Origin of the sequence: Bartonella sp. AP280QHHD (genome assembly GCF_042196125.1) — a bacterium.
Classification (GTDB): Bacteria; Pseudomonadota; Alphaproteobacteria; order Rhizobiales; family Rhizobiaceae; genus Bartonella.
In genome coordinates this window covers 145,930-163,774 of the sequence record NZ_JBHIPQ010000045.1, presented here as the reverse complement: position 1 = coordinate 163,774, position 17,845 = coordinate 145,930, and the positions used below count along the sequence as shown (strand labels likewise).

Below are 17,845 nucleotides of genomic sequence, written 5' to 3'. Positions count from 1 at the left end.
ATAACAAACGTGTTCCAAACCATTACGGTCTCGGAAAGTTCCTGTTTTAGGGTTGAAAGAACGGTATTTTTTCTTGCAATAGTTAAGCCAATCAGATTCTAATGATTGCTGGAGTGGCTCATATGCCACCGTTTGCTGCACTTGATAAACTCTTTGATTTTGCGGAACTTTTTGATAAATTACCTGATTTTGTGGTACTATTTGATAAACCACTTGTGGCTGTTCTGGTTTTTTTAAAATTGTACCAAGAATCGTACCTGTTGCAAGACCAAGAATACCCACCGCTAAAGCATCTCCTGAGTTATCTATATGAATATTACTGTGTTTTGTCTTTTTGCGCTCGACGTAATGATATGTTTTGTTTTCAACATGATGATAATGGTGGTGGTGGTGATGATGGTGTTGTTGTTGTTCCGTCTTACTATGTTTGGCTACAGACCTTTCATGTTTGGCTTTAAATCTTCTCTTGTCGTCATCAGAACTCTTGTGGAAATCATCAACAAACTTTTGGAAATCATCAGATAAAAAGCTACGTTTTTTATCAGAACAATGGGAGCGAGAAAAACCGCAAGGCAGAATATCAGCTTTCTTCCTCATTTCCCTTATCGCATCATCTGTTTCTTTACGCATCTTCCTCATCATATCATCTATTTCTCTCGAGATAGAGTCACTACGATTCCATGCCATATCCGCAAGCGTTGCATTTAGCGGCATCAAAACGGTCACAGTTGACATTGCTGATAATACCGCTAACCTGATCACTTTTTTCATAATGATGCTCCTTGTGTAAATTCGTATTTTTCACATCCTACACGTTTCAAACTGAATAGAGCCTGAACAATTTTGGACTTTATTGTGACAAAAAAATAAAAATTTATTTAGTTAAATCTATCGCGGAGACAGTAAAATGAAATCATAACAGAATTTTGATTTCAATTAATGTACTCTGCTTGAGGTTAATTAATAAGTTTGTATTGAGAGTCCACGATTTTTTACTATGGAATATAAACTCTTTATTTAGGGATAATTTTTTATTGTTTGGTACAATATGAATTGAACAATAGGGATATGAATAAAAGTTATCATTTTTTATCATAGGCTTATGGTGCTATGATAAAGTCTTATTTTACTTTATTTGTATTATAGGACAGTGTCCTATTTGAATATTTTCTTGTAAGGATAAATAATATTGAGTTAGATATCAGAGTATAACTGTATAAAGATAATATATTTTAGAAATTTTTTATAAAATGTTCTCTCTCATGTTGTTTTAGACAAATTGAAGCACCCTTGATGTTGGAGGTTGTCTATTTTTCGGATAACGCTGTTTACTTTTGAGCTTTCGTCTTTTTTTAGAAGAGCTGAAGATTATTTTATGCGGTTTGAAATTTTTTGCTCCTTCATTGATTGCGTTTTTTTCGTTTTATTGTTGCTTGATTAGGGGTGTTTTTACGAGATTTTCCTTTTTGATTTTCCAAAATACCAGTGTCCATGGTTGGTCCCATGTGTGCAAGGTTTGGTTTGGAGAAAAGACTTGGTTGTAATACGCGCTCATGGGTGGATTGTTCGCTATGATGTGTTAAGGGATTTTCCGCGAGTTCTAGTTCTATCTTTTGTAATTGTTTGATTTCATCGCGAAGGTGTGCTGCTTCTTCAAAATTAAGATCAGCAGCTGCTTCATGCATTAATTTTTCGAGGTGTTTAATATGAGATGCTAAATTGTTGCCAACCATATTTTTTTTCTCGATGACATCAGGGATATTTGTACGAATATGGTTGTTTTCATAGCCTGAATTGAGAATATCTCCGATATTTTTTTTGATACTTTTCGGTGTGATATGGTGTTCTTCATTATAGGCTATTTGTTTTTGTCGACGTCTTTGTGTCTCCTGTAAGGCTCGTTTTATGGAACCAGTGATCGTATCTGCATAGAGGATAACACGGCCATCTACGTTACGTGCAGCACGTCCGATTGTTTGTATGAGGGAAGTTTCAGAGCGCAAAAAGCCCTCTTTATCGGCATCTAGAATGGCAACAAAACCACATTCTGGAATATCTAAGCCTTCTCGGAGCAAGTTGATACCGATGAGGACATCAAAGGTGCCAAGCCGAAGATCGCGTAGAATTTCAATGCGTTCTAATGTATCAATGTCGGAATGCATATAGCGTACACGAATACCTTGTTCGTGGAGATATTCCGTTAAATCTTCGGCCATACGCTTGGTTAGGACGGTCACTAGTGTGCGGTAGCCTTTTTGAATTGTTTTACGAATTTCATTCACAACATCATCGACTTGATTTTTGGCTGGACGAACCTCTGTTGGTGGGTCAACAAGCCCTGTGGGGCGAATAACTTGTTCTGCAAAAGTACCGTGAGATTGTTCTATTTCCCACCGTCCAGGTGTTGCGGAGACAGCAATCGTTTGTGGGCGCATAGCATCCCATTCTTCAAAGCGCAAAGGACGGTTATCCATACAAGAAGGGAGGCGAAAACCATATTCTGCTAAGGTTGCTTTTCTGCGAAAATCACCTCGGTACATACCACCAATTTGGGGAATGGTTACATGGCTTTCATCGATAAAAACAAGAGAATTGAGTGGAATATATTCGAATAAAGTTGGGGGTGGTTCACCGGGATTTCGTCCTGTTAAATAACGTGAATAATTTTCAATTCCCGGACATGAACCGGTGGTTTCCAACATTTCCAAATCAAAAACTGTACGTTGTTCTAAACGTTGTGCTTCTAAAAGACGTCCAGCTTCGTTCAACTCATCGAGGCGTTGAACGAGTTCCATTTTGATAGATTTCATCGCTTGGTTAAGTGTTGGGCGTGGTATTACGTAGTGTGAGTTGGCATAAATTTTAATTGATTGAAGATCGCCTGTTTTTTGTCCGGTGAGAGGATCAAATTCCGTAATTGTTTCCACTTCATCGCCAAAGAGCGAAATACGCCAAGCACGATCTTCGAGGTGGGCAGGGAAAATTTCGATTGTATCCCCTCGTACACGAAAGGAACCACGAACGAAGTTGATATCTTGTCGATAATACTGTTGAGAGACTAAATCAGCCAAGAGTTTTCGTTGATTGAGTTTGTCCCCTTTTTCTATTTCGAAGGTCATGGCCGTATAGGTTTCTACGGAACCAATTCCGTAGATGCAGGAGACAGATGCGACGATAATAACATCATCACGCTCTAAGACAGCGCGTGTTGCAGCATGACGCATCCGGTCGATTTGTTCATTAATTGAGGATTCCTTTTCAATATAAGTATCTGAGCGTGCAACATAGGCTTCTGGTTGATAATAGTCATAATAGGAAACAAAATATTCGACGGCATTATGGGGAAAAAAATTTTTAAATTCCCCATAAAGCTGCGCTGCTAGAGTTTTATTGGGAGCTAAAATCAGAGCTGGACGCTGTGTTTTTTCAATGATATTGGCCATTGTATAGGTTTTCCCTGAGCCGGTAACACCCAAAAGCACTTGTGTACGTTCATTTTTTTGAATTCCCTCAACCAGAGTTTTAATGGCTTGAGGTTGATCTCCCGCTGGTTTAAAAGATGTTTCGAGTTGAAATGGAATACCACCTTCAGATTTTTCAGGACGAATGGGGCGGTGAGGTGTCCATAATGCACCATTCTTAAAAAGAGGATTACCTGAAGCAATAAGAGCAGAAAGAGCTTCTACTGTTGCAGTAACACCATTTTTCATTGTTGTATCCTTTGATAGAAAAGTGCTGGTGATTTTAAAGAAAATACTAATTTTTACAAATTTATTACGACAACAGCAAAACGTTATTGAACAGATTTGTTTTGGTTTATTGGAGCCTTCATTAGGATATTGATCAAGTTTTTTATGAGACAAATTCTTCGAAGTATTTCTTTGGAAGGAGCATATTTGTGGTTGTTCGTGAACACTATTGTATTTTTGCCATGATGATATTCAAGAGGGCATAAGTTATTATGGCTGTTATGGAGAATAATCGGTACGTTTGGGCATTAAAGACATTGTATATGTGTGATAAAGATCATTTCCATCTTTAAATGAAAGATAACGAGATGACACCCAACCTATTTGAGTGTTATATCGGATATGGCACCAATTTCCTTCACAGTTTTTAACAAAAACTAATTCTCCAGCAGAGATTAAGCCGCAAAGTGCATATTGAGTGCTGGGACCTGTTCTAAAATTAAGATTTCTCGTAACAAAAGCATCTGCTGCCTCTGATATTGTTGTGGCTAAAAAGAAAGAGCCAAACATAAAAAAAATGACGATTTTTTTCATTTTTCTGTAAAGAATTTCTTTAGAGATTTTCTATCCTTCTCTCTTCATATTCTATATAATTTCTTTTACTAGATTATGATAAAACAGAAAAAAATACAATTCTTTCTTCTTTAGGACACTTTAAAGAGAAGAGTGAAGTTTAACGTTTTAAACACCAAAATGAGATGTTTTAATCACTATTTGTGCATGTTTTGTTTCCTTTATTTATTTTTATATGGAAAACAGCGATACTGTACTATATAATAAAAAAGATCGTAGTTTTCGGATTCCAAAAGTAATTTTGGAAGCCGTTTTTTGTATTTTTATTAAACCTTCCGTGTAATAGAAAGGGACGGATTATGGAAAAAGTTCCGATGACTACAGCTGGTTTTGAGAGTCTTAAAGAAGAGTTGCGTTGGCGTCAACAACAGGAGCGTCCGCGAATTATTGAAGCAATTTCTGAGGCGCGTGCGCATGGTGATTTATCTGAAAATGCTGAGTATCATGCAGCTAAAGAAGCACAAAGTCATAATGAGGGGCGTATAAATGAGCTTGAAGATTATATCGCACGAGCAGAAGTTATAGATGTCTCGCGTCTTTCAGGTGACAAAATAAAATTTGGTGCAACCATTAAACTCTTGGATGAGGATACTGAGGAAAAAAAAGTGTATCAGATCGTAGGGGATCAAGAAGCTGATGTAAAGGTTGGTAAAATCTCTATTTCTTCGCCTATCGCACGTGCACTTATTGGCAAGCAAGAAGGTGATGTGATTGAGGTGAATGCACCAGGTGGTGCGCATAATTACGAGATCATTAAGGTTCAGTACATCTAAATAACATATGGATTATTATGCGTGTATCTTTGGACGAAACTGAAATTATTGCGCCTCACTTTAAAAGGCGTTTGTCGGGAGTAACATCTACGATTATTCAGCTTATTCCACTGCAACGCGAACAGGGTGTGCGTATATCCACTTTGGGGTTTGGTTTACCACGAACTTTGCCAACTCTTGCCTTTAGGGACCTTTTCGGACTTTGGAAAAGTCCGAAAGGGAAGCCGTTTCGTATTTGGCATGCGCGACGCAATATTGAGATGCTTTGCGGGGTGTTTTTACGCGATGTTTTGCGAATGAAGCTTAAACTCATCTTTACTTCGGCATCTCGACGCGAACACAAGCCTTTTACCAAATGGTTGCTTCGTCGTATGGATAAAGTTATCGCTACTAGTGTATGTACGGGAACCTATCTAGAAGTGCCTCATAAGGTTATTATGCATGGAGTGGATATTAGGCGTTTTTCACCCCCAAAAATTCCTGATGATTACTTTCCAGCAACTGGGGTACCAGGAAAATATGCGGTAGGATGTTTTGGGCGCGTGCGCTATTTAAAGGGTACTGATTTGTTTGTGGACGCGATGATAGCATTATTGCCTGACTATCCCGAATGGACAGCACTTATCGCTGGTCGGACTACAGAACAGCATTATGGTTTTGAAAAGAAATTACGACAGAAGATTGCTGAAGCTGGTTTAAACGACCGCATTATTTTTCTTGGTGAAAGGCTTGATATACCTGTGTGGTATCGCCGTTTATCACTTTATGTAACTCCTTCTCGTTTGGAAGGTTTTGGTCTGACACCATTGGAGGCAATGGCATCACAGACGGCTGTAGTGGCGAGTGATGTAGGAATTTTTAAAGAATTGGTGGTCGAGGGAACAGGAACGGTTGTTCAAGCAGGAGATGGAGCGGCTTTAACAGCAGCAATTGAACCTTATTTTGCTGATGTAGAAAAAACATTGGCAGCCGGAAAGAAAGCTTTAACCCATGTTCGTACTCACTTTCCTTTGGAAAAAGAGGCAAGCAAGATTGGAAGTGTTTACAAAGAACTGTTTGCAGAAAAAACACTTTGATTATTATATCAAAAATCTTTTTGAGGAATGATAAAAAGTATTTTTCTTAAAGGTTTTTCATAGTCATTAAGAAAACAGCTCAATGATATAAATGTTATTTTACAAAATTTATATTGTCTTTAGTAGAACACTATAAGAAGTTCCCAAAATTTTGGATAAAAGATTAAAAATGTATACGCTTGAGAGCGATATGTAGTTTATGATAAAGCATACTACGAGAGAAGAAAGCTACTTTTATTCATTGATATTTTAGAATAAGAAAATAATGCTTTAACTCAAGTCTGGGGATTTATGCACTATCTTATACGGTGTCGTGCTGATATTGTTGGTTTTGTAAGACTTAAATAGATAGCAAAAAAAACGTTTTCTTGTCTTAAAAAGATAATGATGGTATCTCCATGGATAAAATAGTCGTACATATTTTCAATAAATTCATAATAAGATGGATTTAAGATCAATATATATATATATGATTTTTATAGATAATTTACCTTTTCAATTTGAATAAGAGCTTTGAGTACCGTAAGATTTTCTCATGTAAAATCTGTTGATATTAACAATGAGAGCTATCTTCTTGTACATCACAATTGGAAGAAGGCATGTGGTGGATAAAAACTATTGAAGACAGGGTGTAAAGAGATTTCTTATAAATTGTCTGAAATGCAGGCTGTTACGACATTAATAGAAAGAAAATAATATGGTGGTACTAATTTATATCTTATTTTTTGGTACCGACTTGCACCTTATTGTTATTTAAGTAAAAATGATGGTGCCCATTTTATATCTTTCATGAGGGCTGTCGTGAAATGGGGGTGATGAGTATTGTGAGATGTTTTTTACAAGCTTGTGAGTTCGTAATATAATAGCATTTTTTTCTATAAGGGTGTAACTCTATTAAAGAGAAAAAACACTTTTATCAGCAAATATTCATATTTTTTGCATGAGAGATTATTCCTAAAAAAGAATGTTCTATGCGTCCACTTTATTTGATAAAGAAGATCAATAAAGTGAAGTTTTATATGTTATGGCTTTGAAAATATTGGTATTTGATTGTTTTTGTTGAATTATTTTTATATCATTGATATGATGATTTGTATGGAAATTTTAGAAAATCTTCAGTGGATTGAGTAAGGGGTGAATATTATGACGCATACTGTTCTCGCCTTTTTATCTTGTCAATTTTTTATCATGGTAGCATAAAATACTCTATACATTAGAATTGTTCACGCCAGAAAGCGGGAATAAAAAGGACGAATATTGTTATGATTTCAAGGCGTCCAGCTAACATTAGAAAACTTAAAATCCATAAAGCATGATCGTTGATTGTAGAGAAATTACCAGTGGGGCCAATAATATCTCCAAAGCCTGGACCAACATTTGAAAGTGCGGTTAAGACCCCCGTAAAGGCAGAGGTAAAGTCAAGACCGGTTGTAAGCAAAAGTGCAGTGCCGATAACAAGGCAAAACATATAAAGACAGACAAAAAACAAAACGGCTTGAGCAACATCATTTGATATATTTGAGTGATCGTAGCGCGCTTTTACAACGACATTAGGAGAAAGAAGTTTTTCTATATTTGTTTGTGTAATACGCCAAAGAATAATGAGGCGATTGATTTTCATGCCACCAGAAGTAGAACCAGCACATCCGCCTGTAAAAGAAACAATAAAGAAAATTCCAAGCGCAAACGGTCCCCAAAGTTGATAATCTTCAGCGCTGTAACCGGTGGTGCTAATAATGGATGAAAGGTGAAAAATGACATCAAGGAAAATCAAGTGGAACGCGCGATGATCATAAAACCGTAGCCATGCCGCTAAAGCAAAGCTGAAAAGGAGAACGATATGGAGAAAAACAATCACTTGTGGGTCAAGGAAGCGTTTAGAGTGTCCAGGAAGGACTAATTTAACATAAAGTACGAAAGGTAAAGCAGAAAGCAACATGAAGATTGTTGAAATAATTAAGATGGCTGGTGTATCAGAAAAATAGCCAAAAGAAGCATCATGCGTTGAAAAACCAGCTGTTGCTACTGTACTCATTGCATGGTTAATGGCATCAAATAAATTCATGCCTGCAGCAAAATAAGAAAGCATACAAGCCAATGTTAACCCAACATAAGCGATGATAATTCCGTTAGCAATTTGGTTGATGCGAGGCAATATTTTTTCAGATTTATCAGATGATTCCATATGAAAAAGTCGCACGCCACCCACACGCAGTGAAGGCAAAATTAAGAGGGCTAAACCGATAAAACCAATGCCCCCAATCCAGCATATAAGAGAACGCCATAATAAAATACTTCGCGATAAATTATCAAGATCAGAAAGGACTGTGGAGCCTGTTGTTGTAATTCCAGAAACAGATTCAAAAATGGCTCCTGCTAGAGAAATGGGAAGAGGAGAAAGATAAAGAGGTAAGGCACCTACGATGCTTCCTGTAAGCCAAAGACAAACAGTGAGCATAAAGCCAAGCCGTGCTGAAAAGCGACAAGTAGCTCCCTTAGTTGCTAAAAGAATCAGCGTTGCTAACATGGTGGTTATGGCACAAGAATAGAGAAAGCTTATCCAATTACGATTGTTGTCGTGCAAATCCACAAAAATTGGCAAAAGCATTGCTCCTCCCATGATTAAGGCAAAACGTGCACAGACATTGATAATAAATTGAAAAATGATCGTTCCCTATCTTTGTATCTCTTTTTATTATGGTTTTGTGCTCATAAGAAGTTACATTTTTCTCTTTATAGGATAAGGATTAATTCTTAACATTAGCGTGCCTTGATGAATTAGTAATCAGACCTTTTCATAAAACTTGAAAAGAAGTATACATAACATAATTAGGGCTCTTGAAAAATATTTTTTTAAAAGGCTGCATTCCGTTATCATTTATAGAATAATTAATTTATAATAAAGTGAAGGGGATTTAATGGTACAATCGCATATTCGTCTGCTGATTATTGGCTCAGGTCCGGCTGGTTATACAGCGGCGGTCTATGCAGCAAGAGCAATGCTTAAGCCTGTTTTGGTGACGGGCTTGCAGCAGGGGGGACAATTGACAATTACAACTGATGTTGAGAATTATCCAGGTTTTGCAGATCCCATTCAAGGACCATGGTTGATGGAACAAATGGCAAAACAAGCTGAGAATATGGGGACAAAAATTGTTTATGATACAATTATAAAGGCTGATTTGTTGAAGTATCCTTTTGTCTTATATGGGGATTCAGGAACACAATATTCTTGTGATGCACTGATTATTGCAACAGGAGCTCAAGCGCGCTGGCTTGGTTTAGAAAGTGAACAGACCTTTATGGGCGGAGGTGTTTCCGCTTGTGCTACATGTGATGGCTTTTTTTATCGTGATAAGGACGTTATTGTCGTGGGAGGAGGAAATACGGCTGTTGAAGAAGCACTTTATTTATCGCATTTGGCTAAAAGTGTAAGCGTGGTTCACAGGCGGGGGCAGTTTCGGGCAGAAAAAATTTTACAAGATAGGTTGCTGGCTTGTAATAATGTGCGTGTTCTTTGGGATCATGTGGTTGAAGAAATTGTGGGGCTGCCAGCTCAAGATTCAATGGGCGCTGTTGTAACAGGGGCACGTCTGAAAAATGTTAAGACAGGTCACGAGATGAAAGTGAATGCAGAGGGCATATTTATTGCCATTGGGCATGATCCTGCTGTTTCTCTGTTTGAAGGACAGCTGAAACAAAAACGAGGCGGCTATTTATGGACAGCACCCGACTCAACAGCAACAAGCATTGCTGGTGTTTTTGCTGCTGGGGATGTGACAGATGAAACATTCCGCCAAGCTGTAACAGCTGCGGGAAGAGGATGTATGGCAGCGTTGGAAGCAGAACGGTTTTTGGATATACCCAGGCGTTAGTCATTCATTGAGAACATAGAGAATATAGAGGTAGAATTAATTGTGGCGCCACCGTTGGATTGGGATAAGTTAAGGGTTTTTCACGCTGCAGCAGAAGCGGGATCTTTTACGCATGCTGCTCAAAAACTTCATTTATCTCAATCAGCCGTTTCACGACAGGTTTCGGCTTTAGAACAAGAGGTTGGGGTATCCTTATTTCAACGTCATGCGCGTGGTTTGATTCTTACAGAACAGGGAGAAACTCTTTATCGTACAGCTCATGATGTTTTGATGAAGCTTGAAAGTGTGCGTTTGCAATTAAGTGAAAGCTATGCAAAACCAACGGGGCACTTGCGTGTGACCTCGACCTTTGGAATGGGGGCAGGGTGGATTGCAGAGCGTATGCCAGAATTTCTTAGTCTTTATCCTGATATGCAGGTTCAGCTTTTGCTTTCCGATGAAGAGCTTGATTTGACAATGTGTCATGCGGATTGTGCTGTTCGCTTACATCAACCCAAACAACCTGATCTTATACAAAGAAAACTCTTTACAATTCATATGCATGTCTATGCTTCGGAAAAGTATATTGCAAATTATGGAAAGCCGGAAAAATTGTCTGATCTCGATGAGCATCGTATTATTTCGTTCGGTGAACCTGTTCCACCTTATTTGTCTGGTTTAAATTGGTTGGAAAAGGCTGGTAGAAGTGATGGATCATTGCGCGTTTCAGTTTTACAAATCAACAATATCATCTCAATAAAGAATGCGCTTATGCGTGATCTTGGGATTGCTGTGCTTCCTGATTATATCGTCAATAATGATGAGCATTTAGTGCGTCTTTTTCCTGATATGGTTGATATTCCTTCTTTTGATACTTTTTTTTGTTATCCTTATAATTTAAAGAATTTGGCAAGGTTAAATGCTTTTCGAGATTATATTTTTTTAAAAGCTCGCCAGTGGTCTTTTTAATATTAATATCTTAATTTATAAGGAATAATTAGCTGTTTTGCAACTTGAGACTCCCGTAATATTCTTTCGTTTCAAATTTGCCTATATTGAATCAATTAAAATTATTTGTTGCACATTAAAAGTGGAGGGAGTCCGTACGGGTAAATATTTTTGAAAAGAGGGATAAATGTTTTTTATGAATACTAGCAACCGTGAGGGTTATTATATATTGAAAAATGGACAATCGTGTGATGGTGTAGTTAACATTTTTACTATTTAATTAAAGAGAGTGGTACATGATGGAGACAAATTTAAAGCTATGTGTTTATTGCATAGCAGATACGCTTAAGTCTTTATTGTGCTTTTCCTTATAAAATGACATAGAATACTATCTCTTGATTATGTTGCCTCCCAGTTTCGTTTTCTTGAGTGTTCCCTTACGAAGATCTATCAGATTGATTTTATCTCTGAGGATTTTCCAAATTTGCCGGACATATGTCCGGCTTTTTTTTAAATTTTTGAAAGAGTCCCTAGAAATTGCAATATATGGGAAGATGATAAAGAAAAAATTTCGAAACTGGTGGATATCCAACAATTTTTTTAAGAATACTAAAATTCAATGAGGAGTTTGAGAGGGGATATTCTATTGTACTGTAAAAGTCTGTCTTTTAGGGGTGTGATATAAAATATTTAAAACCTTATACATGAAGTGCTTTTTATTAGAATGTGAGGTGAATATTTAAGGCAGGTCTTGTTCATAAAGCCTATGAAGTAAATCAAGTAGTTATTAAATAGAACTTAAAGGAAACTGGATTGCTTACACAACGATGGGAGGTGGCTTCTTCTTCGTTTTAGGACGAAGAAGAAGCTGAGAAATAGAAGAGATTTTATTGTAAGGGCCTTTGATTATAAGGGCAATTGTGTTTAAAAGTGCTCGGTCTTTTTTAGAGTTATAAATTGAATGGAGAAAGTAGAATAGGCTTGTCATCTCTTATGATAATAGACCGATTCATTTATTTGATAGCTAAATTTTTTTGATCTTTATCTACAGCATCTATTTTTGTGTTTATTCATAGATATTTTTGCTGAATCGATAGATTTAGACCATGACACAGTTTCAGATATTTTCTCGGATATACTAACATTCGGCAAAAAACAATCACAAGAGATGATATTAAAAATTTTAAATTAAACTGTTGCAAAAACGCTGTATACGTATACAAGCTTTTTCAAGTAATTCTTCTGATGTTGCATAAGAAATACGAAAAGTTGATCCAAGTCCAAAAGCAGATCCTTGGACGACAGCAACAGCTTCTGTTTCTAGAAGCGCTATGGCAAAGTCTTCATCATTCGTAATACGTTGACCATTGGGTGTTTTCTTTCCAATAAGTCCGGTGCAAGAAGGATAAACATAAAAAGCACCCTCAGGCGTTGGACAGTGAATGCCAGGAGCTTGATTTAGCATGGAGACAACGAGATCACGGCGTGCTTGAAAAATACTTTTATTTTTAGCAATAAAGTCTTGTGGCCCGTTGAGTGCTTCAACCGCAGCCCATTGTGAAATGACACTTGTTCCAGATGTTTGCTGTCCTTGAATGGTATCCATGGCTTTAATGAGTTCTTGTGGTCCGCCTGCATAACCGATTCTCCATCCCGTCATCGCATAGGCTTTAGAAACACCATTCATTGTGAGTGTACGCTCATAAAGCGCTGGTTCTACTTGAGCTGGAGTCACAAAGGTAAAACCCTCATATGTGAGATGTTCATATATATCATCGGAAAGGATATAAACATGAGGATATTTTACTAAAACATCTGTAAGTTTTTTCAATTCATTATGTGTATAAGCGGCACCTGATGGATTTGAAGGAGAGTTAAAGATGAACCATTTGGTTTTGGGGGTAATGGCAGCTTCTAGCTCTTGTGGTTGGAGTTTATAAGAAAATTCGGCTTTTGTTTCTAAAAAGACAGGCGTACCATCGTTGAGTGCGACCATTTCTGGATAACTAACCCAATAAGGGGATGGAATGATGACCTCATCTCCTTTATTCAAAGTTGCCATGAATGCATTAAAGAGAATTTGTTTTCCACCGGTACCAACAATAATTTGTTCTGGTTGGTAAAGAAGATTATTTTCTCTTTTAAACTTTGCAGAAATTGCTTGGCGCAATTCTGGAATTCCTGATATGGGAGGGTATTTTGTTTCTCCCCTTCGAATAGCTTCAATAGCCGCGTTTTTGATGTTGTCTGGGGTATCAAAGTCTGGCTCTCCAGCACTTAAAGCAATAACATTGCGCCCTAATGCTTTTAAATGGCGGGCCTTTTGAGAAGCAGCAATTGTTGCAGAAGGTTTGATACGAGACAGTTTGTCGGCAATAAAAGCCATAATTTTAAATCCTTATATTATATCAACAAATGGTTATTGCTTTAAGGATATTCTATAAGAGATTATATTGTATGCAATAAAAAACTTCCAAAATACTCTTACACGGGCTTTATATTCTTCTTTTTTGAGATATTTTACAAGATAATCTCTTCGTAGATTTTATGAAAGTTTTTGAGGAAGTATAAGAGAGGTTTGATAAATTGTGCAAAGGAGATAAGCAGTCTTTTATTTTAACAAGGTAAAATAATGCTTTATACAAAATAAAAAAATCTTCGTCTTTACAGACGAAGATTTCTAAATAAAATATTGCAGAATTTAAACTTTAAAGTGCTGCAAGGTTACCAGCGGCAAATTTTCCTGAACGACGATCTTGAAGAACATCATAAGAGATTTTTTGCCCTTCATTAAGACTGTTTAGACCTGAACGCTCGACGGCAGAAATGTGTACAAATACATCTGCACTACCATCGCTAGGCTGAATGAATCCGAAACCTTTTGTTGTATTAAACCACTTAACTGTTCCTGTAGACATAGGAAACTCCTTAGAATATATAATTATATTGAGCATTGAAGCTTTCATTTCTTCAATACGGTTGTAGATCGAAATTAGGTGGGAGAAGTTTCGTCGAAAGTGCAGATTGCACAGGAAAGAAAGTCACGTAACCGAAAATTCGATGAAACCTCTATAAAAGTTTTTAGAACAAAAAGCAAGTCTTAATCAATTTTTATATAAAGAAAAAATAAGAAAACAGTGTATATTTTGCTAAGTAGAAAAAAATTCAACTAAAATAACTTTGTAGTGAACGTACCTCAAGGTGCCTTTTTTTGAGTGCTTTGATCGCTTCTACGACGGCTTCGGCTCCAGCTATTGTTGTATAATAGGGAACATTTTGCATGAGTGCTGCATAACGTAATGATTTTGAGTCTGAGATGGCACTGGCAGTGCTAGTTGTATTAAAAATCAATTGAATTTGGCGATTACGAATAGCGTCTTCAATATGGGGGTGTCCCTCTAGAACTTTGTTAATTTTTTTTGCTTCAACGTGGTGTTCGGTGAGAAATTTTTGTGTTCCACTTGTGGCGACAACAGAAAAGCCAAGCTCAGTTAAACGTTTTACAGGATTTAAGATGCGTTTTTTATCTTCATCCCTTACAGAAACGAACAAAGTTCCCTTTTTAGGGAGTTTTACACCAGCTCCAAGTTGGGCTTTAGCAAAAGCAAGCGAAAATTCATAGTCAAGTCCCATAACTTCACCGGTTGAGCGCATTTCTGGACCAAGAAGTGTATCAACACCTGAAAAACGAGCAAAAGGAAATACTGCTTCCTTGACGGCAATATGTTGTTTTTTTTGCAAAGAAGGTAATCCACCATAAGCTTCAAGAGCATCATGAAGCGTTTCTCCTGCCATAATACGTGCAGCCATTTTAGCAATAGGGCGACCAATCGTTTTTGCAACAAATGGGACAGTACGTGAAGCACGGGGATTGACTTCTAAGACATAAATGGTGTCATCTTTTATAGCATATTGTACATTCATTAAGCCGCGAACATGAAGTGCTTGTGCTAATGCTTTGGTTTGGCGCTCTAATTCAGTAACTATTTTATTTGAGAGCGTATGGACTGGTAGAGAACATGCTGAATCACCAGAGTGGATACCAGCTTCTTCAATATGTTCCATAATACCAACGATTAGTGTTTCGTTACCATCACATAGACAATCAACATCTACTTCAATTGCTTCTGTTAAATAGGTATCAAAGAGAAGCGGATTTTTACCAAGCAATATATTGATTTGTCCTGTTGTGTCGTTAGGATAACGGACTTTGATATCTTCTGAAATTAATTCAGGGACACTCTCAAGTAAATAATTTTGTAAGCTACGTTCATCACGAATAATTTGCATAGCACGTCCTCCTAAAACATAAGAGGGACGTACAACCAAAGGGAAGCCTAGTTCGTGGGCAATGAGGCGTGCTTGTTCAATGGAGTGGGCAATACCATTTTGAGGTTGTGTTAAATTAAGTTTAAATAACAGTTTTTGAAAGCGGTCTCTATCTTCTGCTAAGTCGATAGCGTCAGGTGAAGTACCTAGGATGGGGATATTGTGTTTTTCTAGAGCGCTTGCCAATTTCAAGGGTGTTTGTCCGCCAAATTGGACGATGACTCCAACCAAATCTCCTTTTTCCTGTTCTGCTTCTAAAATAGCGATAACGTCTTCTGTTGTTAAAGATTCAAAGTAAAGGCGATCAGAGGTATCATAGTCGGTTGAAACTGTTTCAGGATTACAGTTAATCATAATCGCTTCAAATCCTGCATCACGCAGTGCAAAAGCAGCGTGGCAGCAACAGTAATCAAATTCAATACCTTGCCCAATGCGGTTTGGTCCACCGCCTAAAATAGCAATTTTTTTGCGTTCAGAAACGTGTGCTTCCGAGTGCTCTACACCTGCAAAGGGAACTTCATATGTTGAATACATATAGGCTGTAGGAGAAGAAAATTCAGCGGCACAAGTATCAATCCGTTTGAAGACGTGTTTAACATTCAGTGATTTACGTAAAGCTGCGATATAATCGGGTTCTTTCCCTGTAAGGGAGGCTAATCGCGCATCTGAAAAGCCCATAGCTTTTAACATACGTAAATTATCTGCGTCTTGGGGTAATCCATGAATGCGGATACGCTGCTCCATTTCAATGATGGAGGCTATTTGTTCTAAAAACCACGGATCAATTTTGCTAATTTGGTGAATCTCATTTAAGGGTAAGCCTGTGCGCATGGCTTGAGCAATATAGCGTAGACGATCAGGGCTTGGTATGGCAATGGCTGAGCGTATAGAACTTTTTTCATCACCTTCAGCATGCTCTGGAATCACAATTTCATCAAGACCCGTAAGCCCTGTTTCAAGTCCACGGAGTGCTTTTTGTAACGATTCTTGAAAAGTGCGTCCAATTGCCATGACTTCTCCTACAGATTTCATCGCAGTTGTGAGGACAGGTGATGAACCGGGAAATTTTTCGAACGCAAAACGAGGAATTTTTGTCACAATATAGTCAATAGAAGGTTCAAATGATGCTGGTGTTGCACCACCCGTGATATCATTTTTTAATTCATCAAGTGTATAACCAACAGCCAGTTTAGCCGCTACTTTGGCAATGGGAAACCCCGTTGCTTTTGAGGCAAGCGCTGAAGAGCGAGAAACACGCGGATTCATTTCAATAACAATGAGGCGCCCATTTTCAGGATTGACAGCAAACTGTACATTGGATCCCCCCGTTTCAACACCAATTTCTCGCAAAACAGCAATCGAAGCATTACGCATACATTGATATTCTTTATCGGTTAAGGTGAGAGCAGGTGCTACAGTGATCGAATCACCGGTATGAATCCCCATTGGATCAATGTTTTCAATAGAACAAACGATGATACAGTTGTCGTTCTTATCACGAACAACTTCCATCTCATATTCTTTCCACCCTAAAACACTTTCTTCAATTAATACTTCTGTTGTTGGTGAAGCTTCAAGCCCACGTTCAATAATTTCATAGAATTCAGAGCGGTTATAAGCGATTCCACCACCAGTTCCACCAAGGGTGAATGAAGGACGAATAATAGCTGGAAGCCCAACAACATCAAGAGCTTGAACTGCTTTTGCTGTTGCATGAGCGATATAATGTTGTTTGCGATCAGCTTCGGTATGTCGCCAGTTGCGCTCAAGTTCTTCGAGTGCTTTGTCAAGCGCAGCACCAGAAAGTTTTGCTTTAAGTTCAGCACACGTTTTTGCGTGTTGTTGGCGATTTTCTTCTTTCAGTTCTGTTGCATTGGCTAACATAGAGCGTGGCGTTTCCAAACCGATTTTTGCCATCGCTTGGCGGAATAAAGCACGATCTTCAGCTTTATCAATAGCATCAGCATTGGCTCCTATCATTTCAACATGATAGCGGTCTAGAATACCCATACGCTTTAATGATAAAGCAGTATTGAGGGCTGTTTGTCCTCCCATAGTGGGCAAAAGGGCATCGGGACGCTCGTGAGCAATAATTTTGGCAACTATTTCAGGAGTAATGGGCTCTATATAAGTTGCATCAGCTAGATCTGGATCTGTCATAATCGTGGCAGGATTAGAATTTACCAAAATAATTCGGTAACCTTCTTCTTTTAATGCTTTACAGGCTTGAGTGCCTGAATAATCAAATTCACATGCCTGACCAATGATAATAGGTCCTGCTCCGATGATAAGAATAGATTTTATATCTGTGCGTTTGGGCATGACTTTTTCCTATGACAAATATCTGTGTGTGATTGTTGCGGGCAAAATATTTTAGTTCTGAGGCTACCGTCATTTTATAAGTTAAGTGAAAAAGAAAGTAAGCATTAAAATACCTTTTCCATGCTTTTTTTCATAAAATTGAAGATAAATTTCTTTTTTGAGTTGAGTCATCTCGTCAGTTTATCAAAAGTATGACCTTTGATAAAAAATAATAACAGTGC

11 protein-coding genes are annotated in these 17,845 nt (G+C 37.7%); 4 read left to right on the top strand and 7 right to left on the bottom strand.

The annotated features are described in order from the left end of the window. From ACFIMK_RS07220 to ACFIMK_RS07210, 3 genes are all read right to left on the bottom strand, one after another. On the bottom strand, nucleotides 1-771 hold a 771-nt coding region (locus tag ACFIMK_RS07220), incomplete at its 3' end, for a BA14K family protein (RefSeq protein WP_375674722.1). Between the two features lie 629 nt (nucleotides 772-1,400). After that, nucleotides 1,401-3,710 (bottom strand): excinuclease ABC subunit UvrB, encoded by a 2,310-nt coding sequence (gene uvrB, locus ACFIMK_RS07215; protein WP_375683101.1) that lies wholly within the window; start codon nucleotides 3,708-3,710, stop codon nucleotides 1,401-1,403. Between the two features lie 258 nt (nucleotides 3,711-3,968). After that, on the bottom strand, nucleotides 3,969-4,283 hold the full coding sequence (locus ACFIMK_RS07210; RefSeq protein WP_375612971.1) for an SH3 domain-containing protein: 315 nt from the start codon (nucleotides 4,281-4,283) through the stop codon (nucleotides 3,969-3,971). A gap of 338 nt (nucleotides 4,284-4,621) precedes the next feature. Between ACFIMK_RS07210 and greA the strand changes: the two genes are divergently transcribed. After that, complete coding sequence (gene greA / locus ACFIMK_RS07205; RefSeq protein WP_007347010.1) at nucleotides 4,622-5,095, top strand: transcription elongation factor GreA; 474 nt, start codon at nucleotides 4,622-4,624, stop codon at nucleotides 5,093-5,095. 17 nt (nucleotides 5,096-5,112) lie between these two features. Next, a complete protein-coding gene (locus ACFIMK_RS07200) occupies nucleotides 5,113-6,171 on the top strand; it encodes a glycosyltransferase family 4 protein (protein ID WP_375681173.1) in 1,059 nt (352 codons plus the stop codon). Nucleotides 6,172-7,384: 1,213 nt separating this feature from the next. Here ACFIMK_RS07200 and ACFIMK_RS07195 read toward each other — a convergent pair. Next, the gene (locus ACFIMK_RS07195; RefSeq protein ID WP_375631664.1) at nucleotides 7,385-8,779 is read right to left on the bottom strand and encodes a TrkH family potassium uptake protein; all 1,395 of its coding nucleotides are present in this window, start codon (nucleotides 8,777-8,779) and stop codon (nucleotides 7,385-7,387) included. Between the two features lie 310 nt (nucleotides 8,780-9,089). On the opposite strand from ACFIMK_RS07195, the gene trxB reads away from it, so the two are divergent. Beyond that, nucleotides 9,090-10,046 (top strand): thioredoxin-disulfide reductase, encoded by a 957-nt coding sequence (gene trxB, locus ACFIMK_RS07190; protein ID WP_375638079.1) that lies wholly within the window; start codon nucleotides 9,090-9,092, stop codon nucleotides 10,044-10,046. A gap of 42 nt (nucleotides 10,047-10,088) precedes the next feature. Further along, complete coding sequence (locus ACFIMK_RS07185) at nucleotides 10,089-10,994, top strand: LysR family transcriptional regulator (RefSeq protein ID WP_273791217.1); 906 nt, start codon at nucleotides 10,089-10,091, stop codon at nucleotides 10,992-10,994. Between the two features lie 1,162 nt (nucleotides 10,995-12,156). On the opposite strand, the gene ACFIMK_RS07180 is transcribed toward ACFIMK_RS07185, so the two are convergent. The 3 genes from ACFIMK_RS07180 to carB all read right to left on the bottom strand — a co-directional run bounded on the left by ACFIMK_RS07180 (nucleotide 12,157) and on the right by carB (nucleotide 17,624). Continuing rightward, entirely contained in the window at nucleotides 12,157-13,359 is a 1,203-nt protein-coding gene (locus ACFIMK_RS07180; protein WP_375612967.1) for a pyridoxal phosphate-dependent aminotransferase, read from the bottom strand. A 322-nt stretch (nucleotides 13,360-13,681) separates the two neighbouring features. Next, nucleotides 13,682-13,891, bottom strand: coding sequence for a cold-shock protein (locus ACFIMK_RS07175; RefSeq protein WP_012754908.1), 210 nt, complete (start codon nucleotides 13,889-13,891; stop codon nucleotides 13,682-13,684). A 247-nt stretch (nucleotides 13,892-14,138) separates the two neighbouring features. After that, the gene (carB, locus tag ACFIMK_RS07170) at nucleotides 14,139-17,624 is read right to left on the bottom strand and encodes a carbamoyl-phosphate synthase large subunit (protein WP_375628664.1); all 3,486 of its coding nucleotides are present in this window, start codon (nucleotides 17,622-17,624) and stop codon (nucleotides 14,139-14,141) included. Nucleotides 17,625-17,845 lie beyond the last annotated feature (221 nt).

What these genes read in the sequence shown, in the direction of transcription:
- ACFIMK_RS07210 (WP_375612971.1), bottom strand. Translation starts at nt 4,283, where the DNA reads ATGAAAAAAATCGTCATTTTTTTTATGTTTGGCTCTTTCTTTTTAGCC.
- ACFIMK_RS07180 (WP_375612967.1), bottom strand. Translation starts at nt 13,359, where the DNA reads ATGGCTTTTATTGCCGACAAACTGTCTCGTATCAAACCTTCTGCAACA.
- carB (WP_375628664.1), bottom strand. Translation starts at nt 17,624, where the DNA reads ATGCCCAAACGCACAGATATAAAATCTATTCTTATCATCGGAGCAGGA.
- uvrB (WP_375683101.1), bottom strand. Translation starts at nt 3,710, where the DNA reads ATGAAAAATGGTGTTACTGCAACAGTAGAAGCTCTTTCTGCTCTTATT.
- ACFIMK_RS07175 (WP_012754908.1), bottom strand. Translation starts at nt 13,891, where the DNA reads ATGTCTACAGGAACAGTTAAGTGGTTTAATACAACAAAAGGTTTCGGA.
- ACFIMK_RS07195 (WP_375631664.1), bottom strand. Translation starts at nt 8,779, where the DNA reads ATGCTTTTGCCAATTTTTGTGGATTTGCACGACAACAATCGTAATTGG.
- trxB (WP_375638079.1), top strand. Translation starts at nt 9,090, where the DNA reads ATGGTACAATCGCATATTCGTCTGCTGATTATTGGCTCAGGTCCGGCT.
- ACFIMK_RS07200 (WP_375681173.1), top strand. Translation starts at nt 5,113, where the DNA reads ATGCGTGTATCTTTGGACGAAACTGAAATTATTGCGCCTCACTTTAAA.
- greA (WP_007347010.1), top strand. Translation starts at nt 4,622, where the DNA reads ATGGAAAAAGTTCCGATGACTACAGCTGGTTTTGAGAGTCTTAAAGAA.